The 22,271-nt window shown below is 48.8% G+C and carries 21 protein-coding genes; 14 read left to right on the top strand and 7 right to left on the bottom strand.

Features of this window, described 5'->3' with window-relative positions; all coding sequences use genetic code 11:
• The first annotated feature begins 322 nt into the window (after window positions 1-322).
• From ACF2G4_RS15890 to pspG, 3 genes are all read left to right on the top strand, one after another.
• Window positions 323-1,573, top strand: a complete 1,251-nt coding sequence (locus ACF2G4_RS15890) for a conjugal transfer protein TraF (protein ID WP_409075131.1) — start codon at window positions 323-325, stop codon at window positions 1,571-1,573.
• A 104-nt stretch (window positions 1,574-1,677) separates the two neighbouring features.
• Window positions 1,678-2,673, top strand: a complete 996-nt coding sequence (gene dusA / locus ACF2G4_RS15895) for a tRNA dihydrouridine(20/20a) synthase DusA (RefSeq protein ID WP_243078792.1) — start codon at window positions 1,678-1,680, stop codon at window positions 2,671-2,673.
• 176 nt (window positions 2,674-2,849) lie between these two features.
• On the top strand, window positions 2,850-3,116 hold the full coding sequence (gene pspG / locus ACF2G4_RS15900; protein WP_243078791.1) for an envelope stress response protein PspG: 267 nt from the start codon (window positions 2,850-2,852) through the stop codon (window positions 3,114-3,116).
• A 185-nt stretch (window positions 3,117-3,301) separates the two neighbouring features.
• Here pspG and ACF2G4_RS15905 read toward each other — a convergent pair whose 3' ends face one another.
• Window positions 3,302-4,285, bottom strand: coding sequence for a quinone oxidoreductase (locus ACF2G4_RS15905; protein ID WP_409075132.1), 984 nt, complete (start codon window positions 4,283-4,285; stop codon window positions 3,302-3,304).
• Window positions 4,286-4,380: 95 nt separating this feature from the next.
• On the opposite strand from ACF2G4_RS15905, the gene dnaB reads away from it, so the two are divergent.
• The 6 genes from dnaB (at window position 4,381) to ACF2G4_RS15935 (ending at window position 9,536) form a co-directional block, all read left to right on the top strand.
• On the top strand, window positions 4,381-5,787 hold the full coding sequence (dnaB, locus tag ACF2G4_RS15910; RefSeq protein ID WP_215847899.1) for a replicative DNA helicase: 1,407 nt from the start codon (window positions 4,381-4,383) through the stop codon (window positions 5,785-5,787).
• Window positions 5,788-5,915: 128 nt separating this feature from the next.
• Window positions 5,916-6,395, top strand: coding sequence for an Lrp/AsnC family transcriptional regulator (locus tag ACF2G4_RS15915; protein WP_215847898.1), 480 nt, complete (start codon window positions 5,916-5,918; stop codon window positions 6,393-6,395).
• A 239-nt stretch (window positions 6,396-6,634) separates the two neighbouring features.
• Window positions 6,635-7,249, top strand: a complete 615-nt coding sequence (locus ACF2G4_RS15920) for a YitT family protein (protein ID WP_215847897.1) — start codon at window positions 6,635-6,637, stop codon at window positions 7,247-7,249.
• A 60-nt stretch (window positions 7,250-7,309) separates the two neighbouring features.
• Window positions 7,310-8,503 (top strand): amino acid aminotransferase, encoded by a 1,194-nt coding sequence (locus ACF2G4_RS15925; RefSeq protein ID WP_215847896.1) that lies wholly within the window; start codon window positions 7,310-7,312, stop codon window positions 8,501-8,503.
• Window positions 8,504-8,793: 290 nt separating this feature from the next.
• Complete coding sequence (locus ACF2G4_RS15930; RefSeq protein ID WP_215847895.1) at window positions 8,794-9,210, top strand: secondary thiamine-phosphate synthase enzyme YjbQ; 417 nt, start codon at window positions 8,794-8,796, stop codon at window positions 9,208-9,210.
• Between the two features lie 2 nt (window positions 9,211-9,212).
• Window positions 9,213-9,536 (top strand): MmcQ/YjbR family DNA-binding protein, encoded by a 324-nt coding sequence (locus ACF2G4_RS15935; protein ID WP_215847894.1) that lies wholly within the window; start codon window positions 9,213-9,215, stop codon window positions 9,534-9,536.
• Window positions 9,537-9,599: 63 nt separating this feature from the next.
• On the opposite strand, the gene ACF2G4_RS15940 is transcribed toward ACF2G4_RS15935, so the two are convergent.
• The gene (locus ACF2G4_RS15940; protein WP_215847893.1) at window positions 9,600-10,664 is read right to left on the bottom strand and encodes an NAD(P)-dependent alcohol dehydrogenase; all 1,065 of its coding nucleotides are present in this window, start codon (window positions 10,662-10,664) and stop codon (window positions 9,600-9,602) included.
• A 232-nt stretch (window positions 10,665-10,896) separates the two neighbouring features.
• Entirely contained in the window at window positions 10,897-13,725 is a 2,829-nt protein-coding gene (gene uvrA, locus ACF2G4_RS15945) for an excinuclease ABC subunit UvrA (RefSeq protein ID WP_332626511.1), read from the bottom strand.
• A 224-nt stretch (window positions 13,726-13,949) separates the two neighbouring features.
• On the opposite strand from uvrA, the gene ssb1 reads away from it, so the two are divergent.
• Window positions 13,950-14,498 (top strand): single-stranded DNA-binding protein SSB1, encoded by a 549-nt coding sequence (gene ssb1, locus ACF2G4_RS15950; protein WP_243078789.1) that lies wholly within the window; start codon window positions 13,950-13,952, stop codon window positions 14,496-14,498.
• A 74-nt stretch (window positions 14,499-14,572) separates the two neighbouring features.
• Here ssb1 and ACF2G4_RS15955 read toward each other — a convergent pair whose 3' ends face one another.
• A complete protein-coding gene (locus ACF2G4_RS15955) occupies window positions 14,573-15,094 on the bottom strand; it encodes an isochorismatase family protein (protein WP_409075133.1) in 522 nt (173 codons plus the stop codon).
• A 128-nt stretch (window positions 15,095-15,222) separates the two neighbouring features.
• On the opposite strand from ACF2G4_RS15955, the gene ACF2G4_RS15960 reads away from it, so the two are divergent.
• Both ACF2G4_RS15960 and ACF2G4_RS15965 read left to right on the top strand, forming a co-directional pair.
• Window positions 15,223-16,050 carry an AraC family transcriptional regulator gene (locus ACF2G4_RS15960; protein WP_243078787.1) on the top strand — a complete coding sequence of 276 codons (828 nt, stop codon included), beginning with the start codon at window positions 15,223-15,225 and terminating at the stop codon, window positions 16,048-16,050.
• A gap of 78 nt (window positions 16,051-16,128) precedes the next feature.
• Window positions 16,129-17,088: a DMT family transporter gene (locus ACF2G4_RS15965; RefSeq protein ID WP_215847888.1), complete on the top strand. Its 960-nt coding sequence runs from the start codon at window positions 16,129-16,131 to the stop codon at window positions 17,086-17,088.
• A gap of 933 nt (window positions 17,089-18,021) precedes the next feature.
• On the opposite strand, the gene ACF2G4_RS15970 is transcribed toward ACF2G4_RS15965, so the two are convergent.
• Window positions 18,022-18,417 carry a transposase gene (locus tag ACF2G4_RS15970; protein WP_215847887.1) on the bottom strand — a complete coding sequence of 132 codons (396 nt, stop codon included), beginning with the start codon at window positions 18,415-18,417 and terminating at the stop codon, window positions 18,022-18,024.
• Between the two features lie 527 nt (window positions 18,418-18,944).
• On the opposite strand from ACF2G4_RS15970, the gene ACF2G4_RS15975 reads away from it, so the two are divergent.
• Both ACF2G4_RS15975 and ACF2G4_RS15980 read left to right on the top strand, forming a co-directional pair.
• Window positions 18,945-20,201: a polysaccharide biosynthesis C-terminal domain-containing protein gene (locus ACF2G4_RS15975; RefSeq protein ID WP_215847886.1), complete on the top strand. Its 1,257-nt coding sequence runs from the start codon at window positions 18,945-18,947 to the stop codon at window positions 20,199-20,201.
• An 8-nt stretch (window positions 20,202-20,209) separates the two neighbouring features.
• On the top strand, window positions 20,210-21,160 hold the full coding sequence (locus ACF2G4_RS15980; RefSeq protein ID WP_215847885.1) for an ATP-grasp fold amidoligase family protein: 951 nt from the start codon (window positions 20,210-20,212) through the stop codon (window positions 21,158-21,160).
• A 54-nt stretch (window positions 21,161-21,214) separates the two neighbouring features.
• Here the strand turns inward: ACF2G4_RS15980 and ACF2G4_RS15985 are convergent, their stop codons facing one another.
• Window positions 21,215-21,496 carry a YjcB family protein gene (locus ACF2G4_RS15985; protein ID WP_215847884.1) on the bottom strand — a complete coding sequence of 94 codons (282 nt, stop codon included), beginning with the start codon at window positions 21,494-21,496 and terminating at the stop codon, window positions 21,215-21,217.
• Between the two features lie 281 nt (window positions 21,497-21,777).
• On the bottom strand, window positions 21,778-22,203 hold the full coding sequence (gene soxS / locus ACF2G4_RS15990; RefSeq protein ID WP_215847883.1) for a superoxide response transcriptional regulator SoxS: 426 nt from the start codon (window positions 22,201-22,203) through the stop codon (window positions 21,778-21,780).
• Window positions 22,204-22,271: the final 68 nt, after the last annotated feature.

The raw sequence follows: 22,271 nt of genomic DNA on the forward strand, positions 1-22,271 counted from the left end.
TAAGTGCGGAAGCCTCGCTTAAATAGATCCAACCTATTTCAACAGGTTGAGGATTTTTCCGCCATTTCGCTTTGCATCTCACTGAGTTAAGTATTAATGTTCAAAAGTATTTAAGGAATGGCTGGTCTTGCACCGTTCTTTTTGCACTAACTTGAACAATAACAACGCTAATCTGATACAAAAACATCCAATCCGTTGAATTGAGACACTGTTTCCTTCGAATTCACAGCAATAACGTGTTAGCTGACGTTCACAATAGCGCTAACAACCTATTCAGTCGTTGAATGATTCGACGGCACTTTTTACAGGTGATGACAGGCAGATGGTGAAAAAATTCGTTCAGCGCTCAGCGCTGGCTTACCCGGTGATGTTAAGTGCACTGTTTATTTCTTCTTCCGCCATGGCGGCAGGGACATGGTATGACGCACGCAATGATGCCATGGGTGGAACCGGCGTCGCTTCATCAACCTATGGCTCTGCCGTGCTGGCAAACCCGGCGTTGATGACGCGCGCCAAACCTGAAGATAAAGTCAGTATTATTTTCCCTTCAGCGGGTGTGCAAATCACTGATAACGACAAGCTAATCGACAAAGTCGATGATATTTCCGATACCGTTGATCGCTATCAGGACGTTATTAATAATCTGACTTTTGCCGACTATTTACGTGGCTACCCTGAATTACGGGCGGCAACGGGTGATGTAGCAAATCAACTGAGCGATTTAAAGGGCAACAAAGCGGATGGCCGTGCGGGTGTGGCTGTCGCCGTGACCATTCCTGATGAAACCCTGCCTTTCGCTTTCATAACCAAAGCCTACGGAACTGTCCATGTGCAGGCTAACGTAGCGCAGAGTGATATTGATTACTTACAAGGTGTTGCCAATGGTTCCGTCATCCCAGTGCCTGGCGATGAGGACAATTTGCGTTCCAGCGCCAATGGCCTGGCGGCGTTGATTACCGATTACGGTATTTCCGTGGCGCATGAGTTCACGATTGCCGGCCAACCCGTTTCAATCGGGGTTACACCTAAGATTCAGAAAACCTGGCTTTATAACTACACCGATAGTCTCTACAACTACGACAAAAGCGATATCAACAGTTCACGTTATCGTAGCTCTGATACCGGCTTCAACGTTGATGCAGGCTTAGCCACAACCTTTGCTGAAAACTGGACCTTTGGCTTGACTGGACAAAACCTGATTTCACGCGATCTTGATACAAAAGAGGTCAACGGCTACCGCGATACTTACCAAATTCGCCCGCTGGTAACCACAGGACTTGCCTGGGATAAAGGTCCATTTACCTTAACCGGCGATGTAGATTTAACTGAAACCAAGCGCTTCAAATCAGAGGGCAGTAATCAATATGCTGCGGTCGGTGGTGAATATCGGGTGTTAGACTGGTTGCAGCTGCGTGCCGGCTATCGAGCAGATATGCGTTCTAATGATGAAAACGTTATTACCGCCGGTTTCGGCTTATCGCCATTTAATAACGCGGTGCATGTAGATCTTGCAGGTACAGCAGGTGCCAATAATACCTGGGGCGCAATGATGCAGCTCGGGTTCAATTTCTAACGATCTGCACGGATAGAAAAGGGTGGGCGATGCAATGTCGCCCACCCTTGTGGTATTCTTGCACAGAATATCATCACTCATAACCACCGGATTCTCTGCGCTTCATGACCGATACCTTCTCTTCGCAACGTTTTTCCATTGCACCTATGCTCGACTGGACCGATCGTCACTGTCGCTATTTTCATCGCCAGCTCACCGGCGACACGCTGCTCTATACCGAAATGGTTACCACGGGCGCAATCATTCACGGTAAAGGTGATTACCTTGCGTATAGTGAAGAGGAGCATCCGGTTGCGCTACAGCTTGGCGGTAGCGATCCCACGGCATTGGCGCAGTGCGCTAAGCTGGCAGAAGAGCGCGGTTACGATGAAATTAACCTGAACGTAGGCTGTCCATCTGACCGCGTACAAAATGGTCGCTTCGGTGCATGCCTGATGGCAGAAGCCGATTTAGTGGCGGACGCCATCAAAGCCATGCGGGATGTCGTCAGCATACCGGTAACGGTAAAAACCCGAATCGGGATTGATGAGCAGGATAGCTATGAATTCCTGACCCATTTTGTTGGCACAGTAGCAGAGCGTGGTGGATGCGATACCTTTATTATCCATGCGCGTAAAGCCTGGCTTTCCGGCTTAAGCCCAAAAGAAAACCGTGAAATTCCACCGCTGGATTATCCACGTGTTTATCAGCTCAAACGTGACTTTCCGCATCTAACGTTGGCAGTTAATGGTGGCGTTAAAACGTTGGAAGAAGCGAAACTGCATCTACAACATCTGGATGGTGTGATGATGGGCCGCGAGGCTTATCAAAACCCGGGTATTCTGACGCAGGTTGATCGTGAATTATTTAATCGTGAAACGTCTGTTGTCGATCCAGTGGCGGTTGTGCGCTCGATGTATCCTTATATTGAAGCAGAGTTGAGCAAAGGCACTTACCTCGGCCATGTGACGCGTCATATGCTGGGCCTGTTTCAGGGTATCCCGGGCGCGCGTCAGTGGCGTCGTTATTTAAGTGAAAATGCGCATAAACCTGGCGCGGATGTACGCGTGCTGGAAGCCGCATTAACGTTGGTGGCGGACAAAATTCCTCAAGAAGCCTAAATTAACGAAGCTTAACGAAGCCAGCCTGCAAAGGCTGGTTTTTTTTACGCCAAAAATTGATGATTCTCGCTAATGCTGAAATTCAGTTATGCCGCTCTTTTCTTATAATTCAGGCAATTACACGTTGGCACATTTCTTGTAATAGCTCAGTATTAGCTTATTAAAGAGGCGCTAACATGGAAATTTTATTTGTATTAGGGTTCTTCCTGATGCTGCTAGTAACCGGTGTTTCATTGCTTGGCGTTATTGCCGCATTGGTGGTTGCAACCATGGTGATGTTTGTCGGTGGGTTGTTTGCTCTTGTTATCAAACTGTTGCCGTGGCTAGTGTTAGCGGTGGCGTCGGTATGGCTATACCGTACCTTTTTTGCTAACAAAGAGTCGCATTCTCTTGCCAGGCTTAAACGCAAAATCAATCGGTTAGATCGTAATAGTTGGCGCTAAATGCGGGTGCGATCACAGACTCAGAAATTGCTTAGAACAATTCGGCAATTAAACATATTTTTTACTTATGTTTTCTGTCAGGATTACTCTCGTTGAGTCAAAACGCATTCATCGCCGCTGTCCCTACACCAGCGCGAACGATAAAAAAGACAAAAAGGGCTTCCTAAGAGAAGCCCTTTTTGCATTTAAGGAATCAAAAGGCTTGAACCGTGAGTCGCTCGACTTTGCAGGGTTTTATGTGCCTGGCTGGCATCTTTAAGCGCAAATTTTTGCTGCTCCGGCACATCAACTTTTATGGCCCCGCTGGCTAAGAGCGAGAACAGCTCAGCACTGGCAATTTCCAGCTCTTCACGATTAGTGATGTAGCCAAACAGCGAAGGTCGGGTAACAAACAGCGACCCTTTCTTGTTCAAAATACCCAAGTCGATTCCGGTCACTGGACCAGACGAATTACCAAAACTCACTAATAAACCCTGTCGACGCAGTGAATCTAAAGAGGCTTCCCAGGTATCTTTACCTACCGAGTCATAAGCCACGGCAACTTTTTTACCCTCGGTTAACTCACTTACGCGTTGTGCAATATTTTCTTCGCGATAATTAATTGTGGCCCATGCACCGGAATTTTTAGCCAACTGCGCTTTATCTGCTGAACCCACAGTGCCAATCAAATGGGCACCTAACGCTTTTGCCCACTGGCAGGCAATCAGGCCAACACCGCCTGCGGCAGCGTGAAACAGGAAAATTTCGTCAGGTTTAACTTTGTAGGTTTGACGAAGGAGATATTGCACGGTTAAGCCCTTTAAAAAGCTGGCTGCGCCTTGCTCAAAGCTGATTGCATCGGGAAGCAACATCAATCGATCTTCCGCCACGTTATGCAGTTCGCTGTATGCGCCTAATGCCGCCTGACAATAAACCACGCGATCGCCAGGCGTAAAGCGAGTCACATTTTTACCGATGCGCTTTACTACGCCGGCCGCTTCGGTACCTAAACCTGACGGGAAATTGCCTACTGGATAGAGTCCACTGCGCACGTAGGTATCAATGTAGTTAATGCCGATGGCTTTGTTCTCAACCTGTATTTCATTCTCAGCGGGATCGGCAGGTTCAAAGTCGATCCACTGCAGAACGTCAGGGCCGCCGTGTGCATTGAATTGAATACGCTTTGCCATTCTTACTCCTGTGATTGTTTCATCATGAGGGTGAGGCGCGCGCGACAACAAGGTATACTGGCGCGTCCCCACAGAAGATCGGTATTGCATTCACTATGGCAGGAAATAAACCCACCAACAAATCGAACGAAACGCATGATCGTCAGCTGGCTGGCGTGAAAATGCCCCCGCATTCGCTGGAAGCGGAGCAATCGGTGCTCGGTGGGTTAATGCTGGACAACGAACGCTGGGATAACGTTTCAGAGCGTGTCGTCGCCAACGATTTCTTCAACCGTTCGCATCGTCTGATTTTTTCAGAAATGCAGCGTTTGCTGGAAGAGAGCCAACCCATTGACCTGATCACCCTTTCAGAATCGCTGGAAACCCGTGGCGAACTGGAAATGGCAGGCGGCTTTGCGTATTTAGCCGAATTAGCGAAAAACACGCCAAGTGCAGCAAACATTGGTGCTTACGCCGATATCGTGCGTGAACGTGCCATTGTTCGCGAAATGATTTCGGTCGCCAATCAAATTGCGGATGCGGGTTACGATCCGCAAGGCAGAAACAGCGAAGAGCTGCTGGATTTTGCGGAATCCAACGTCTTCAAAATTGCTGAAGCGCGCGCCAACAAGGATGATGGCCCGAAAAACATCGAGCAAATCCTTGAATCGACCGTCTCGCGTATCGAATCGCTATATCAAACACCACACGACGGCGTTACCGGTGTCGATACCGGTTATCAGGATCTCAACAAAAAGACCGCAGGCTTGCAGGGATCGGATCTGATTATTGTCGCGGCCCGTCCATCGATGGGTAAAACCACGTTCGCCATGAACCTGTGTGAAAACGCCGCGATGCTGCATGATAAACCAGTGCTGATTTTCAGTCTGGAGATGCCCAGCGAGCAGATCATGATGCGTATGCTGGCGTCGCTTTCACGCGTGGATCAAACCCGTATTCGTACCGGCCAACTCGACGATGAGGATTGGGCGCGTATCTCCGGCACCATGGGCATTTTGCTGGAGAAGAAGAACATGTATATCGATGATTCTTCCGGGCTAACGCCAACAGAAGTCCGTTCACGCGCGCGCCGTATCTTTCGTGAAAATGGCGGGTTGAGCATGATCATGATCGACTATCTTCAGCTGATGCGCGTGCCGTCACTGTCTGACAACCGTACGCTGGAAATTGCTGAGATTTCGCGCTCCCTTAAGGCGTTGGCCAAAGAGTTAAACGTGCCGGTGGTGGCGCTTTCGCAGCTTAACCGCTCGCTGGAGCAGCGTGCCGATAAACGCCCGGTCAACTCGGATTTGCGTGAGTCAGGATCGATCGAGCAGGATGCGGACTTAATTATGTTTATCTATCGCGATGAGGTTTATCACGAAAACAGCGACCTCAAAGGGATTGCTGAGATCATTTTGGGTAAACAGCGTAACGGCCCAATCGGCACGGTCCGTTTGACCTTTAATGGACAATGGTCGCGTTTCGATAACTACGCAGGCCCGCAATACGACGACGAATAAGCCTTTCTTTGTGCTGACATGCACGTTCTGTGCATGTCAAGCCTGTCATCAGAAAATAGTGTTGGACAACCTCACCAGTGATCGGGTTATCTGTAACAAAGCGACGCTTATAACGCTCTGGAATCAGAATGACGCATGTAGACGATTACGACCTTAAAATACTGACTTTATTGCAAGCTAATGGCCGACTGACTAATCAGGAATTGAGTGACTTGGTGGGTCTTTCTGCGTCTCAATGTTCCCGCCGCCGTATTAATCTCGAACAGGCCAATTTGATTCTTGGCTATCATGCGCGGCTCTCGCCCGACGCGATTGGTCTTGGTATGGTGGGATTGATAGAAGTTCGCCTGATTAACCATACGGCAGAATATGTAGAGAGCTTTCACCGTATGGTGGAGCAGGAAGATGCAATTGTTGATGCGTATAAAACCACGGGCGATGCCGATTATCTGTTGAAAGTAGCCGTCTCTGATCTGCCCTCGCTGGGGGCACTAATCAGCCAGTTAGTCGCCGGACATCAAAGCGTTTCACACGTTAAAACATCGGTAGTACTGGGCCGGTTAAAAGAGAATGGATTAATGATGATTCCTGAGCATACCGCGCGCTAAAACAGTGCGTGATGTGCGGTTTTGGTGCAGAATGTTGGTAATTAATGCAAAAAACGCGCACCAAAAAAGAATTTGTGCATGATTTGACGGTTTAATTGATATTCATGCACAAAAACCTGCAATAAAGCGCCTTAGATATCAATGGGATAATCGCTGGCACCTGCCGACAGCAGAAAAACGTTGTCGGTATGGTGCGTTTTTTGCATTTGAACCGCATCATTTGCAATGAGAAAACACCCATGGATAACGTTGTTCAACCTTCCCGTATTCCCCATTCCCGTATAGAAGATGCGCTGGCGATAGTGATGGGCACATTAATGGTGTCGTTTGGCGTCATTATGCTGAAGCAAGCGGGCGCCTTAACCGGCAGCACCGCCGGCATCGCTTTCCTGATCAGCTATATCTCCCCGCTGTCATTTGGTAGCGCATTTTTTCTGATCAACCTGCCATTTTACTGGTTGGCTGTGCGCCGCATGGGCTGGGAATTTACGCTTAAAACGTTTTGCGCTGTGGGGTTAGTTTCACTCTTCACTCACCTTCATCCGCTGTTCGTTCACTTTTCCAACCTCGATCCGTTTTATGCGACATTGTTCGGTAACGTAATCATGGGGATTGGGTTTATAGTGTTGTTTCGTCATAAAGCCAGCCTCGGCGGCATCAATATTCTGGCGCTCTGGCTGCAGGATCGTTTTGGTATCCGTGCCGGTAAACTGCAAATGGCAGTCGACACCTGTGTGGTGCTGGCGTCGCTGTTCGTGGTCAGCATGCCAATATTGCTCGCCTCGATAGCAGGCGCGGTAATTCTTAATCTGATTATCGCTATGAACCATCGTCCTGGACGCTACATGGTTTAATGAGACAAGTGATCTGCTTACATTCCCTGCTTAACAAGACCAATCATGGAGATCTGCACCGTGTTTCAAAACGTTGATGCCTATGCCGGCGACCCGATTCTGTCGCTGATGGAAGCCTTTAAACAGGATCCTCGCGAACATAAAGTTAACCTCAGCATTGGGCTCTATTACGACGAGCACGGCATTATTCCTCAGTTGCAGGCCGTTGCCGCAGCGGAAGAACAGCTGCATGCTGAGCCGCAGCAGGCTTCGCTCTACCTGCCGATGGAAGGCTTGAATCCTTACCGTAACGCGATTGCACCGCTGCTGTTTGGTGCTGAACACCCAATGCTAAAAGCAGGCCGTGTAACCTCCATCCAAACGCTGGGCGGATCGGGCGCACTGAAAGTCGGTGCTGATTTCCTCAAGCGCTATTTTCCGCAATCCAATGTCTGGGTGAGCGATCCAACCTGGGAAAACCATGTTGCTATCTTCAATGGTGCAGGTTTTGAGGTAAATACTTATCCATGGTACGACGCTGAAACTAACGGCGTACGTTTTGAAGCCTTTATTGAAAAACTGAAAACGCTGCCTAAGCAAAGTATCGTGTTACTGCATCCATGCTGTCATAACCCAACCGGCGCTGATCTGACCAACGCACAATGGGATCAAACCACTGAAGTGTTGAAGGCGCAGGAGCTGATTCCATTCCTTGATATCGCTTATCAGGGCTTCGGCGCAGGCATGGAAGAAGATGCTTACGCTATCCGCAAAATTGCGGCGGCAGGTTTGCCAGCGTTAGTCAGCAACTCGTTCTCTAAAATCTTCTCACTGTATGGCGAGCGTGTAGGCGGATTGTCTATCGTCTGCGAAAGTGCTGAAGAATCAAGCCGCGTACTGGGTCAGCTGAAAGCGACTGTGCGTCGTAACTACTCAAGCCCACCGAACTTCGGCGCACAGATTGTTGCGCGCGTGCTGAATGACGCTGCCTTAAAAGCCAGCTGGTTAGCAGAAGTGGAAGCGATGCGCTTGCGTATTCTGGACATGCGTAAAGCACTGGTGCAGGTATTAAGCACCGCTTTGCCGGGTCAAAACTTCGATTATTTGCTGAAGCAACGCGGCATGTTTAGCTATACCGGTTTAAGCGCCGAGCAGGTTGATCGTTTACGTGAAGAGTTTGGCATTTATCTGGTAGGAAGTGGCCGTATGTGTGTTGCTGGCCTGAACAGTAAAAACGTACATCAGGTGGCTGAAGCATTTGCTGCGGTGATGTAAAACTTACGAAAAGAAACAAACCGTCGGCGTCGTTCGGCGGTTTTTTTTACCGTTTTTTTAGCCGTCACGATAAAGGAGACCGCTCTTATGGGGACCTGAGTGCGTGTTAATATCAGGTTTAGCGTTTTCAACAGCCGCTGTTTGCGCGAGCCGCGTACCCATCTCGAAACAATGCCCGCACCTTCGACTGTTCTCTCACGTCCCGGATCTTTTATTTAATTTCCCTGCAGGGTTTACCTTTTCGCGACATGCTGCACACTTAAAAGGTGTAACCGATTTAGGGAAAAAGCATGTGGTATCAACAAACCTTAACGCTGAACGCCAGACAACGCGGGTTTCATTTAGTCACTGAAGAGATTGTCGATCAGCTGCCTGCGCTGGCTGAAATCAAAACCGGTCTACTGCATTTGCTGTTGCAGCATACCTCGGCATCGTTAACGCTAAATGAAAATTGCGATCCCACGGTGCGTAGCGATATGGAACAACATTTCATGCGCCACGTCCCAGAAGATGCGCCTTATCAGCATGATTATGAAGGTCGCGATGACATGCCTGCGCATATTAAATCATCGACGTTAGGTGTTTCGTTGCTGTTGCCCGTTCAGCGAGGAAAGCTGGTACTGGGAACCTGGCAAGGTATTTGGCTGGGAGAACACCGCATACATGGCGGTGCGAGGCGAATCGTCGCCACTTTACAAGGGGAATGAGGATGAATACTTCGGAGTTATTGACCTATTGCATGAGCAAACCTGGCGCAGAACAGAGCGTACACAGTGACTGGAAAGCAACGCAAATTAAATGCGATGGCATGCTGTTTGCCATGGTTCACGATGTCGAAGGGCGTCCTGCGGTGTCACTGAAATCGACACCTGCCCTGGCAGACTTAATGCGTGAAGAACACAAAGATGTTTTCCCCAGCGAACATCTTAATAAGTCGCACTGGAACACACTCTTTCTGGATGGCTCGTTGAAGGACTCGCAGATCTACTATCTGGTTGATGCTTCTTATCAGCAGGCGGGAACAGCAAAGTAAAAGTAAAACAGCGGTCCTCGCCAGTAATACAGACGAGGACCTGATGGTTCAGCGGCGTAAGGCTTAAGCAGCAGTTTCTTCACGTAATGTTTTGATATCAATAACAAAACGATACTTCACATCACTCTTTAACATGCGCTCATAGGCTTCATTAATCTGATTAATGGCAATCAGTTCAATGTCTGAGGTAATGCCATGCTTGCCACAGAAATCCAGCATCTCTTGCGTTTCAGCGATACCACCAATCAGTGAGCCTGCAATGCTGCGACGTTTAAAAATCAGGTTAAATACTTGTGGAGCAGGGTGATCGTGTTCCGGTGCGCCAACCAGCGTCATGTTGCCGTCGCGCTTCAGTAAAGCGATGAAAGGGTTCAGATCGTGCTGAGCCGCAACGGTATTGAGAATAAAGTCGAAGCTGTTGGTGTGCTGCGCCATTTGATCCGCGTCTTTTGAGACCACGACTTCGTCAGCGCCCAGACGTTTACCATCTTCGATTTTTGACGGCGAAGTGGTGAACAGCACAACATGTGCGCCCATCGCGTGCGCAATTTTCACGCCCATGTGGCCTAAACCACCCAAACCCACGATACCTACTTTTTTACCTGGGCCAACATTCCAGTGGCGCAACGGCGAATAGGTGGTGATGCCCGCGCACAGCAGCGGCGCAACGCCCGCCAGTTCCAGGTTTTCTGGAATACGCAGCACAAAGCCTTCATCTACGACCATTGAGGTTGAGTAGCCACCGTAAGTGATCGCGCCGGTTTCGCGGTCTTCACCGTTATAGGTGCCGACAAAACCGTTTTCACAATATTGTTCCAGGCCTTCCTGACAGCTTGGACAGCTGCGGCAGGAATCAACCATACAACCCACGCCAACCAAATCACCCACTTTGTATTTCTGAGTATCTGCACCCACAGCGGTGACGCGACCCACAATTTCATGACCTGGCACCACAGGGAAAATAGTGTTTCGCCATTCGTTACGAGCCTGATGAAGGTCTGAGTGGCAAACGCCACAGTACAAAACGTCGAGTTGCACATCATGTGCGCGGAGTTCGCGCGGTTTAAAATCGAACGGTGCGAGTTTGGATTTAGCATCCTGAGCAGCATACGCATGCGTGATATTCATGGTGTCTCCAGTTTCGTCGATGTGTCGTGATGATTTTTAGATAAGTGCAGCAGGGCAGAACAGCTGCAAATAGGGCGACGCGAAAGGCGTGCCAAAGAGGAACGCTTAAGGATAGTCAGGGATGCTGAAAGCGTATATGCCTATACATGTTTGAATCTTGCCTGATTCTGCATTTCTCTGGGCAATTGTGCAGGACTAAAAACAAGGCCCGCACGAGGCGGGCCTGAAAGATTTACTTCTTCAATAATGGCTTGAGGAAGCGGGCGGTATGCGATTTCTCGCACTCCGCCACCGTCTCCGGTGTGCCAGCAACCAATATTTCACCGCCGCCGCTGCCGCCTTCTGGCCCCAGATCGACAATCCAGTCAGCGGTTTTGACCACGTCAAGATTGTGTTCAATCACCACAATGGTATTGCCCTGGTCACGCAGCTGATGCAGCACTTCCAGCAACTGCTGAATATCGGCAAAGTGCAGGCCGGTGGTTGGCTCATCCAGAATATAGAGCGTTTGGCCGGTGCCGCGTTTTGACAACTCACGCGCCAGTTTCACACGCTGTGCTTCACCGCCTGAAAGCGTCGTTGCGGACTGTCCAAGACGGATGTACGACAGGCCAACATCCATCAGCGTTTGTAGCTTACGCGCCAGCGCCGGAACGGCATCAAAGAACTCACGCGCTTCTTCAATGGTCATCTCCAGCACTTCATGGATGCTTTTGCCTTTGTACTTAACTTCCAGCGTTTCGCGGTTATAGCGTTTACCTTTGCACTGGTCGCAGGGCACGTAAATGTCGGGCAGAAAGTGCATTTCTACCTTGATAACGCCATCGCCCTGACAGGCTTCACAGCGGCCGCCCCGCACGTTGAAGCTAAAACGTCCCGGGTTATAGCCGCGCGAACGCGATTCGGGAACGCCAGCAAACAATTCACGTACCGGCGTAAAGATGCCGGTATAAGTCGCCGGGTTAGAACGTGGTGTACGACCAATGGGGCTTTGATCGATATCGATAACTTTATCGAAATGCTCTAGCCCGTGAACCTCGCGATACGCTGCGGGTTCGGCAATGGTCGCACCGTTAAGCGCGCGCTGAGCAATCGGAAACAGCGTATCGTTGATCAGCGTTGATTTACCGGAACCGGACACGCCGGTGATACAGGTAAACAGGCCAACCGGTAGCGTTAGCGTCACATCCTTCAGGTTGTTACCGCGTGCGCCAGTGACTTTCAATACTTTGGTTGGATCGCCTTTCACCCGTTCTTGCGGCACAGCAATTTCACGTTTTCCGCTCAGGAACTGACCGGTTAATGACGCCTCTTCTGCCATGATTTCATCAACGGTGCCTTCGGCAACAATCTCACCGCCATGCACGCCTGCGCCTGGACCGATGTCGATCACATGGTCAGCGGCGCGAATAGCATCTTCATCATGCTCAACCACAATCACGGTATTACCCAGATCGCGCAGATGAATCAAGGTGCCGAGCAGACGTTCGTTATCGCGCTGATGCAAACCAATTGACGGCTCATCCAACACATACATAACGCCAACCAGGCCCGCACCGATCTGGCTAGCCAGACGAATACGCTGTGCTTCACCGCCGGATAACGTCTCTGCGGAACGCGACATAGAGAGATAATTGAGCCCGACATTCACCAGGAAGCTCAGGCGATCGCCGATCTCTTTCAACACTTTTTCAGCAATTTGAGCGCGTTGCCCGCTTAGCTTAAGGTTCTCAAAAAACGACATCGCATGACCGATGCTCATATCAGAGATCGTGGGTAATGTGGTGTTTTCAAGATAGACGTGACGCGCTTCACGGCGCAGACGCGTGCCTTCGCAACTGGCGCAGGCGCGGTTGCTGATAAACTTCGCCAACTCTTCACGTACCGCTGAAGATTCGGTCTCTTTATAGCGACGTTCCATATTGTTCAGTACGCCTTCAAACGGATGGCGACGTACAGACGTGTCACCGCGATCGTTGATGTACTTGAATTCGATACTCTCTTTACCTGAGCCGTACAGAATCACTTGCTGCACGTTCTCTTTCAGGCTGCCAAATGGCGCTTCGATGTCGAAATCGAGATGCTCAGCCAGTGAGCGCAGCATCTGGAAATAGTAAAAGTTGCGACGATCCCAGCCACGAATTGCACCGCCAGCCAGCGACAGTTCATTGTTTTGCACCACACGATCGGGATCAAAATATTGCTGTACGCCCAAGCCATCACACGTTGGACAGGCACCGGCTGGGTTATTAAAAGAGAACAAGCGTGGTTCCAGCTCACTCATGCTGTAACCGCAAATCGGGCAGGCAAAGTTCGCTGAGAACAGCAGTTCTTCCGCTGCGCTGTCGTCCATGTCGGCAACAATCGCCGTGCCGCCAGACATTCCTAACGCGGTTTCAAACGATTCTGCCAGGCGAGTTGAAAGATCCTCACGCACTTTGAAGCGATCAATGACCACTTCAATGGTGTGTTTTTTCTGAAGCTCAAGCTTAGGCGGATCGGAAAGATCGCAGACTTCGCCGTCAATACGCGCGCGGATATAACCTTGTGTCGCCAGGCTTTCCAGCGTCTTGGTATGTTCACCTTTACGATCTTTCACGACCGGAGCCAACAGCATCAAGCGGCGACCTTCAGGTTGCGCTAAGACTTGATCGACCATTTGGCTCACAGTTTGCGCCGCGAGCGTGACGTCATGATCTGGGCAGCGCGGTTCACCCACGCGTGCAAACAGCAAGCGCAGGTAATCATGTATTTCGGTGATGGTGCCGACCGTCGAGCGCGGGTTGTGTGAAGTCGATTTCTGCTCGATGGAGATAGCGGGCGACAGACCTTCGATATGATCGACGTCTGGCTTCTCCATTAAAGAAAGAAACTGGCGCGCATAGGCAGAGAGCGACTCTACATAGCGGCGTTGACCTTCCGCATACAGCGTGTCAAAAGCCAAAGAGGATTTACCGGAACCCGAAAGGCCGGTTACCACAATGAGCTTGTCACGCGGAATGGTCAGGTTGATGTTTTTCAAATTATGGGTGCGAGCACCACGAACTTCGATCTTATCCATTCACCTTTCCCGGATTAGCAGCACTCGCCGTGCCATGCCGACACGACCAGAATAAACGCATTATTATGGCACAAAAAATAGACTGAATAAATATCCAGTAGTCTTTGCCTTTTGGTGGCTAAGTGTTCAAAATTGGAACCCCGCTCTAAAGTGGGAACACTATTCAGGACGTGTTAGAATTGATCGTTTAGACTTTTAGCATTAACTCATCGGGAGACAGCAACATGGCCAGTCGTGGCGTTAACAAAGTGATTCTTGTCGGGAATCTGGGTCAGGATCCGGAAGTGCGTTACATGCCAAATGGTGGCGCTGTCGCCAACATTACGCTGGCCACGTCGGAAAGCTGGCGCGACAAACAAACCGGTGAAAATAAAGAGATCACCGAATGGCACCGCGTCGTGCTGTTTGGCAAGTTGGCCGAAGTAGCCGGTGAATACCTGCGTAAGGGTTCTCAGGTCTATATCGAAGGCCAACTGCGTACGCGTAAATGGCAGGATCAGGGCGGCCAGGAACGTTACACTACTGAAGTTGTGGTTAACGTAGGCGGCACCATGCAAATGTTGGGTGGACGTCAAGGCGGCAGCGCTGGCGGAGCAGCACCTGCTGGCGGCGGACAAAGCAACAACAACAACGGTTGGGGCCAACCGCAGCAGCCACAGGGCGGCGGTAATCAGTTCAGCGGCGGCGCGCAATCTCGTCCGCAGCAGCAGAGCGCACCTGCAAGCAACAATAATGAACCTCCAATGGATTTTGACGACGACATCCCGTTCTGATTTTTGCGGACTCGCGTTAAACCAAAAGAAAAGGCCCAGCTCGCTGGGCCTTTTCTTTTATAAACTTTTTTCAACTATGACCATTCTGTCAAAATGGCATCACAGCTCAGCACACGCGGCACATTGCCAGGCAGTGAAAGCGCTGCCCACACCTCGTTGTGTTGATTAATCAGTTGTTCTGCGCTGACAAAAGTACGATCGGCCGTGGTATGCGCATCAGCCGCCACGGTAATGCGATAGCCAAGGCTGGCACCGACTTTAATCGTGGTATCGACGCAGTAATCGGTCGCGCAACCACAAATAACGAACGCTTTCACAGACAGTTCATTTAACCGTTGGGTTAGAGACGTTTGCCAAAAGCTGTCGCAGGCCGTTTTGGTCACGAAATGTGCGTGAGCAGGCTGATGCAGTTCTGGCAGCAAATCAAAAGAAGTCGCGCCTTCTTTCATACTGCCTTCGCGGTGTTGGATAAAAATTGTTAGGTCGGATTGTTGAATAAGGCGGTTAATGCGTGCGACGCGACCGTCCTGATCAAAGCGGGGCGTTTCAAAAACGCCGTTTTGCATATCGACTACCATTACAACACGCTGTGCCATGTTAAAACTCCGTTTATGCATCAGCGAAGCAGTGTTACCTGGCGAGATGACATTGGCAAACTTTTGCATTTCAGCATCGTTCACATGCATGCTAGTAAAACAAACTCAATGTAACCAAGAGGTGTGTCGTGGAAGGCGTTCCAGCCATTTTTCCCTGTGAAAAAGATTGCGCGCAGTTTCAGCAGTTGTCTGAGCTGCCGGGCGTAGAACTTTATCAGGCACACATCTCCCGCTATGCATTTGAACCGCATACCCATGAAGCCTTCGGTATCGGTACTATTGAGTCGGGTGCACAGCGCTTTCGCTATCGCGGAACACAATACACGGCGCCGGAAAACTCGTTGGTGATGATGAACCCTGACGAACTTCATACTGGCGAATCAGCTTGTGATGAAGGCTGGCGCTATCAGATGATCTACATTCAGCCGCAACTGATGGATGAATTAACCGGCGATCGCGGCTGGTGGTTTAATGAGGCCATGCTTACAGACCTGCGCCTGGCGCAGCCGCTGTCGCAAATCCTGACTGCGCTATGGCAAGCGGATTCAGCATTGGCGCGGCAAAGCTTGTTGTCGGAATTATTTCGCCTGATGCGGCCGCTGGCCCGCATGTCTGCTCAGCAAAAACCAGAGGCGCAGCACCGCTTTGATCATGTTCGTGACTATTTACGCGCAAATCTTGCAGAGCCGGTACGGCTTGAATCGTTAGCCGCGCTGGCATCACTGTCGCCGTGGCATTTTTTGCGTGCTTTTCGTGACCACTTTCATGTCACGCCACAGCAAATGTTGATGGCGTATCGTTTATATGAGGCCAAACAATTGCTTGCGCGCGGTGAATCAGCGGCCAGCGTGGCGGCAACGGTGGGACTTACCGATCAGGCACATCTGACACGTGCTTTTGCTCAACGTTATGGCATTACGCCAGGTCGTTATCAAAAACAAGTGATGCGTCGCTAGCATCACCGCAATCTGCTACAAGCAATCTTTCCGCTATTTCGCCACACTGCGCCGGTTTCTCTATAAAGGAAGAAAAAGATGTTTGCTGGCGTATTGTTTGCCCTCGCAGCAGGGTTGATGTGGGGGTTAATCTTTGTTGGCCCGCTGCTGGTGCCCGATTATCCTGGCACGCTTCAGTCAGCCGGGCGCTATGTCGCCTTTGGCCTGATTGCGCTTCCGTTGGCATGGCACGATCGTCAGCGCCTGCGCAAACTGCTACCTGCCGACTGGCGAGAAGCGCTGAAACTCTCGCTGATAGGAAACCTTCTTTATTATGCGTTTCTCGCCAATGCGATCCAACGCACCGGCGCGCCCGTTTCAACCATGATTATCGGCACGTTGCCGGTCGTCATCGCGGTGACAGCAAACTGGCGTTACGGGCACCTTGAAGGACGGCTCTCCTGGCGTCGACTGATCCCCGCACTCATTATCATGGCAGTGGGATTGCTCTGTGTGAACGTGGCGGAACTGCGGACAAAGAGCGTAGATTTTGAATTAAGCCGCTATCTGACTGGCATCGCCTTGGCAATAATGGCGGTGGGATGCTGGACATGGTATCCGCTGCGCAATGCCCGTTGGATGCGTACGCATCCCCAGCTGAGACCATCGACTTGGGCAACCGCGCAAGGCTTAGTCACCTTGCCGTTGGCGTTGATCATGTATGCGTTGGTGAGTGTTCAGCTTGCCTGGCAACGCCCAGAGTTTGAACTGCCATTGGGCCCGCACCCTGAGGTTTTCGTTCCATTAATGCTGACGATTGGCCTGTTGTGCTCTTGGTTGGGCACCTTATGCTGGAACGCTGCAAGCCAGCGCCTTCCAACCGTGCTCATGGGCCCCTTGATCGTTTTCGAAATCCTGTTTGGTTTGTTGTGGACATTTCTTTGGCATCAAAGCTGGCCGCCACTCTTAACCACAGTCGGTATTGCTTGTTTGATTGCCGGTGTAATTTGGGCAATGCGAATTAAGCCTGAATCGCAGGTGTCTAAAGTCGATGTCTAACGTACTCGCGCTGACAGTGTTGAGGGTCAGCGCGACTCACTGATTTTGAAGCATTTTAAGAATTTGCCGTACTGCTTTTTAGCCCCTATTATCCGCTTTCTTCCTTAATTACCGTTTCTTTCTCTGTTTCTATCGTCTCCGTTCAACCTTCAATAGCCAAAATAAGCCTGTTTGAGAGGGATGAAAAACGCTCTGTTAACCGGTTTCAGACTTTTAAAGTCCATTCCGGCTATTCTTTAAATCATTGGTTGTGGAAAAACTAGCCATTTAAGTCAGTGAATTAGCCCTGTTTGTGCATATTTATGGCCAGCCTCTGCGTTTTTATTGGCTGTTGGCCCTGATAAAACAGCGAGATAAACCAGTTTTTACTTCAGTGAATTGGAAAAACGTCGGGTTCAGTTGCCGTTTCGCTTATTTTAAAAGATTAATATTTAGTACCTTTGAACACTATTTTAAACAGATAAACCCTATGCTGATCATTAAAGTGGTAAGTATCTATAAACTATTTATCCTGGATTATTCCTGGAGAAAGTTTTTGGTTTATCCACTAGTGATGGTTGAAATTTATTCAATAGAAAAAGGCTTAGATCCACTCTAAACTGAGAGATAAGAATCGATTTTATTAAACTTGTTTAAACTGGCTTAACAGAATTGTCTGTATTCAGTTCCGTTGGTTAGCAGGATTAACCTAATAATTAAGAAGCACCAATCTCACCGAAATGAGACTGGGCTAGGGGGAAGTAGCGTAGAAAGCGAGACTTTTTGCTGTTGCGAATCAATTTTACCGCAAAAAAAGAAGCTTAGCCGCAAATCCATTCATTAGGAATCAATGGTGCGGAAAGAGTAGCTACAAATGTCCTGTTAAATGATCTTCATCTCTTCTGGTAAGAACAAATCTCAGCTTTAAGTCCAGGAAAAGCGGTAGCATTGGAATTAACGGTTTTCAGTCCCTGACGGGTAATGATAAACACTGCGGCTAATATCCAGTAAGCGGCAGCTACGGCGCGTCCCGATGTCAAAGGTATCTTGTAAGAAGTTGACTGCTTGACGTTTTTCATTGGTCGTAAAGAAGTTCTTCAATACGCTCTGGAGCATCTCCTTATCTGAATTCAGCGTTTGCAGTTCGCGGGAAAGATTTTGCAATTTCTCTTCCAGCTCTTTGATTTTTCTACCTTCTTCCGAAGATAGCCCAGAAAACTTCTTCTTCCAGCTATAAAAGGTTGCTTCGGAGATGCCAAGCTCCTCACAAATCTCCCTGACTTTTACACCTGATTCAGAAGCTTTAATGGCATTTGTGATTTGATCTTCGCTATATCGTGACTTTCTCATAAATGCGCTTACCTTTCTTATCGATTAATGGATGAGAATGACTTTAATAAATCCTGGCACTGTAATTTTTCTATTAATGCAGTATTAAAGTGCTCGAATTGAATTGCGAAGGTTAAATTAAGATATTTAGAATAAATATCATCATGGGATAAATCTTATTTTATTCTGATCGGGTTAGGACGCCTTCCTGGAGAAGGGTTTTTGATATAGATTCTTCACATCCTAAATACGAAAAAATTCTACGTACATTGGATATTTAGCATAACCGCCTTGATTAATACGCAGGTTATGACTCTACAAAACTGCGCTCATTTCAGCTTGAAATCGTTTCCATCTCAAGTTATTCGCGCCAAATATAATAAGAATAATCCTGAATTCATTCTCTGAATCGTACTTTGATTCTCATTTTTTCGGACCAGTTTGGTTTGAAGCCTTTAATTTTCGCCAGGCCCACTGAGCGCTTATTAATTCGTTACAGGGATGTTGTACCGAAGAGGTTGTAGGTCAGTAATATTAAGGAAGAGTCGATGAAATTGAGCGTAATGTCTAATGCCGCCTGGATGATGTCTGAGAAGCTCATCTCTGTGTTTGGCGTCATATTTGTGACTTCTTACGTGGCTAAATCGTTTGGCCCAACGGTGTTTGGTCAAATGGCCTTCTCAACCTCTTTATTTGCCATGGTGCAAACCATTGCAATATTTGGCACCGAAACCATTCTTTTTAAACGTGTGAGTAAAAATGCGTCAAAAGGCTTACGCCTGATGACGATCGCGCGCACCATGCGAATGGTTTTATTGTTGCTCACCTCAATACCTGTGCTGATTTGGGTCTGGTACAACATGCAGGAAAATTTCCTGGCATTTGCACTGGCCTCATTCGTGGCATCGGTTTTTGTCACTCAAGACACGTTCAGCGTTTATAACAATGCGCGGCTTGCCTCACGGTTAAATACCATCGCTAACGCCATTGGCATGGTGCTGAGTTTTACTATCAGTTTCATCATTGCCTGGCAGCGTCTGAATCCACTGTGGCTCACGCTTTCTATTGTGGCGGTGACGTTGGTGCCGTATTTCATCAAACGCTACAACTTTTATCGCGAACACCAGGATCTCATGCCGCCGCGTGAAAAGCGCGCTGCTTATTTGCGTTACTTAATGTACGCCGGCTTGCCGTTAGCCATCTCCAGCATCTTTATTTCTGTGCAGGTTAGAACGGCGCAGATGTTTCTGGCAGGGATTGTTTCAGCACGTGATCTTGGCTTGTTCGCTGCCGCCAACACAATTGCCGCTTCGTGGATTTTTATCCCCGTCGCGCTGATTACTTCCTGCTTTAGCGAGATCTTCAGGGAGCGCGGCGATGCAGCGATAAAATTAGCTGCACGGCTACACGGGTATGTCGTGGGTGTTTCATTGTTGATGTTGCTGATCATTGCGTTGTTCGGTGAGCAGATCATCATCGCTTTATACGGTAAAGAATACACACAATCAGGAAGCCTCATTACGTTGCTGTCGATTGCAACCAGCTTTTCGGCAATGGGGACTGTAGCGTATCGCTACATGGTAAAAGAAGGTGGGTTTAACTATTTGCTGAGGAAAATCATTTGTTTGATGGTCATCAGTGTGCCGCTTTCCTGGTGGCTAATCCAGGACTACGGCGTCATGGGGGCCGCGTGGAGCGTTTTCCTTTCAGAACTGTTGTCCCTTACCGTAATGAATTACTTCTTCAAAAACGGCGTCATTCAAAAGATTCAAGTTTCCTCACTCAATTACAAAACCTACAAATGAGGTCCGATATGCTCAAGTTGAAAGAAGAACTCAGAAGAAGTGTGCAGTATTTCATCAAGAAGATGCCTTGGTCCTATCAGGATCGCATCTACTACTTCCATAAGTTCAGAAAACTGCCCAATCTTCGTCAGCCTAAAGTGTTTAACGAAAAGGTGCTGTACCGCAAATTTATCTACGGCGATTACCAAAATTATGGTCGCTTGTCAGATAAGTTTAGCGTGCGCGAATTCATTGCCGAGAAGATTGGCAACGAATACCTGATCCCGTTGGTACACGAAACCACCGATCCGACCACGCTGAATAGTTTGCCTTGTTGGAAAGGAACGGTGATTAAACCGAACCACGCGTCTAACATGGTAGAAATTCTGTTGGAAGAACCGGACGCGTTGCGTAAGCAGCAAATCATCCATGATTGCTATCGCTGGCTGAAAACGGATTTTGCTAATGAAGCGCGTGAAATCCATTATCGCTACATCAAGCCCCGTATTTTGGTGGAGCAATACATCGGTGATGGAAAAAGTGCGCCGATTGATTACAAGTTTCATATGTTCAACAAGCGTGATGGCAAGTTTGAATATGTGCTGCAAGTCATCTACAACCGTTGTCAGCCGCTGTTATCCATGAATTTCTATGTGAATAACCTTAATGAGGCGTTTCACAAGATCCGTGATACCGGGCTGGATGTCACTAACATCATGCCGTCACTGCAACATGCGCTCGATATGAGCAAAAAGCTGGCCAGTGATTTCGACTATGTGCGTGTTGACTGGTATATCCATGAAGAGCGTATTTATTTTGGTGAATTGACGTTTACACCAGGCGCAGGTTTGGTGACAGGGTTAGATCGTGGACTCAATCAAATGATGGGAGACATGTGGATTCAAGATCGTCGCGGAACGCAGAGACCGGGCGTCACAGTGCAGGATGTTAATATCCCTGCCATGTTGAAGAAAATTTAAGAATACACAGCAATATAAAAAACCCCGCTTAGCGGGGTTTTTTATTGGAAAATTTTAAGGCATTGGCCATTCAGCAGGCGCTTGGCTCATCACCTGGATAAACACATCCTTAGAGATGGACATGAAATTGTGCACACTCTCCATAGTGAGTGTAATGCCCATTAAACCGGTGACAAACCAGCAGGTCATGCCCAAACCGATGCCGCCACACATGAATGCCATAACGTGATGGCTATCCTGACGAAGTTTGGTTTTCAAGGTGCTGGCAAAAAACATCATAACGGCGCTAAGTAATTCCCAACGCATAACGATAAGACTGGTGGTTAACGTAGCCATCGGCTCAACCTCAATAGATCAGTGATTATTCCTGACAATCTGCGGACATCACCGGCGGCGAAAAAGCGTGTCAGGTCGTGCTTTTCCGTCGTCAACCCAAGGTCATAATGTGACTTGGCTCACATTATATCACTCGATTTTATATTTTGAACAAAATTTGCAACTGGTATGGTACAAAAAATTTGATTGAAGTTTGAGCAGAAAGTGGCGGGGAAGAAAAGGTGAGGAAAAACAATTAAGAAGGCGCGCCCGCTTGGGGCGCACTGAAGGCGAAATCAAATTTAGCTAACGGGACAGCATTCGCCCGTGGTTCGTTGGGTAAAGCTGGCCATGCTTTCGCTGCAATCAAAGCTCAGCAGGCGAGGGCGCTGAATGGCCTGACGACGCATGGTGTGGCGATAAGCGGTTGGCGTTTGTGAAAACTGACGACGGAATACGCGTGAAAAAGTTTGCTGTGAGTCGTAGCCATATTGCATCGCGATATCAAATACGGGACGTTGCGTCAGGCTCAACGCTTCAGCCGCTAAGGTCAGGCGACGTTCACGAATATATCCACCCAGCGTTTGTTTCGTCACGGTACGGAACATACGCTGCAGATGCCATTTCGAATAACCTGATTTTGCTGCGACTTCATCAATAGACAAACTCTTGTCCAGATTTTGGTCAATCCAGTGTGTCAGGGAGTGAATGATCTCTTCTTGCATCATAGCCTCATCCTTCTGGTGATAATTCAATGCGGTATAGGAATTCGTTGTTCTGATGGGAAGCGAGTATA

The organism is Pantoea phytostimulans (genome assembly GCF_046118715.1).
Taxonomy (GTDB): domain Bacteria; phylum Pseudomonadota; class Gammaproteobacteria; order Enterobacterales; family Enterobacteriaceae; genus Pantoea; species Pantoea phytostimulans.

What these genes read in the sequence shown, in the direction of transcription:
- pspG (WP_243078791.1), top strand. Translation starts at nt 2,850, where the DNA reads ATGGAAATTTTATTTGTATTAGGGTTCTTCCTGATGCTGCTAGTAACC.
- dnaB (WP_215847899.1), top strand. Translation starts at nt 4,381, where the DNA reads ATGGCAGGAAATAAACCCACCAACAAATCGAACGAAACGCATGATCGT.
- ACF2G4_RS15915 (WP_215847898.1), top strand. Translation starts at nt 5,916, where the DNA reads ATGACGCATGTAGACGATTACGACCTTAAAATACTGACTTTATTGCAA.
- ACF2G4_RS15955 (WP_409075133.1), bottom strand. Translation starts at nt 15,094, where the DNA reads ATGGCACAGCGTGTTGTAATGGTAGTCGATATGCAAAACGGCGTTTTT.
- ssb1 (WP_243078789.1), top strand. Translation starts at nt 13,950, where the DNA reads ATGGCCAGTCGTGGCGTTAACAAAGTGATTCTTGTCGGGAATCTGGGT.
- ACF2G4_RS15970 (WP_215847887.1), bottom strand. Translation starts at nt 18,417, where the DNA reads ATGAGAAAGTCACGATATAGCGAAGATCAAATCACAAATGCCATTAAA.
- ACF2G4_RS15935 (WP_215847894.1), top strand. Translation starts at nt 9,213, where the DNA reads ATGAATACTTCGGAGTTATTGACCTATTGCATGAGCAAACCTGGCGCA.
- ACF2G4_RS15905 (WP_409075132.1), bottom strand. Translation starts at nt 4,285, where the DNA reads ATGGCAAAGCGTATTCAATTCAATGCACACGGCGGCCCTGACGTTCTG.
- ACF2G4_RS15940 (WP_215847893.1), bottom strand. Translation starts at nt 10,664, where the DNA reads ATGAATATCACGCATGCGTATGCTGCTCAGGATGCTAAATCCAAACTC.
- ACF2G4_RS15985 (WP_215847884.1), bottom strand. Translation starts at nt 21,496, where the DNA reads ATGGCTACGTTAACCACCAGTCTTATCGTTATGCGTTGGGAATTACTT.
- soxS (WP_215847883.1), bottom strand. Translation starts at nt 22,203, where the DNA reads ATGATGCAAGAAGAGATCATTCACTCCCTGACACACTGGATTGACCAA.
- ACF2G4_RS15920 (WP_215847897.1), top strand. Translation starts at nt 6,635, where the DNA reads ATGGATAACGTTGTTCAACCTTCCCGTATTCCCCATTCCCGTATAGAA.
- ACF2G4_RS15980 (WP_215847885.1), top strand. Translation starts at nt 20,210, where the DNA reads ATGCTCAAGTTGAAAGAAGAACTCAGAAGAAGTGTGCAGTATTTCATC.
- ACF2G4_RS15890 (WP_409075131.1), top strand. Translation starts at nt 323, where the DNA reads ATGGTGAAAAAATTCGTTCAGCGCTCAGCGCTGGCTTACCCGGTGATG.
- uvrA (WP_332626511.1), bottom strand. Translation starts at nt 13,725, where the DNA reads ATGGATAAGATCGAAGTTCGTGGTGCTCGCACCCATAATTTGAAAAAC.
- ACF2G4_RS15975 (WP_215847886.1), top strand. Translation starts at nt 18,945, where the DNA reads ATGAAATTGAGCGTAATGTCTAATGCCGCCTGGATGATGTCTGAGAAG.
- dusA (WP_243078792.1), top strand. Translation starts at nt 1,678, where the DNA reads ATGACCGATACCTTCTCTTCGCAACGTTTTTCCATTGCACCTATGCTC.
- ACF2G4_RS15965 (WP_215847888.1), top strand. Translation starts at nt 16,129, where the DNA reads ATGTTTGCTGGCGTATTGTTTGCCCTCGCAGCAGGGTTGATGTGGGGG.
- ACF2G4_RS15930 (WP_215847895.1), top strand. Translation starts at nt 8,794, where the DNA reads ATGTGGTATCAACAAACCTTAACGCTGAACGCCAGACAACGCGGGTTT.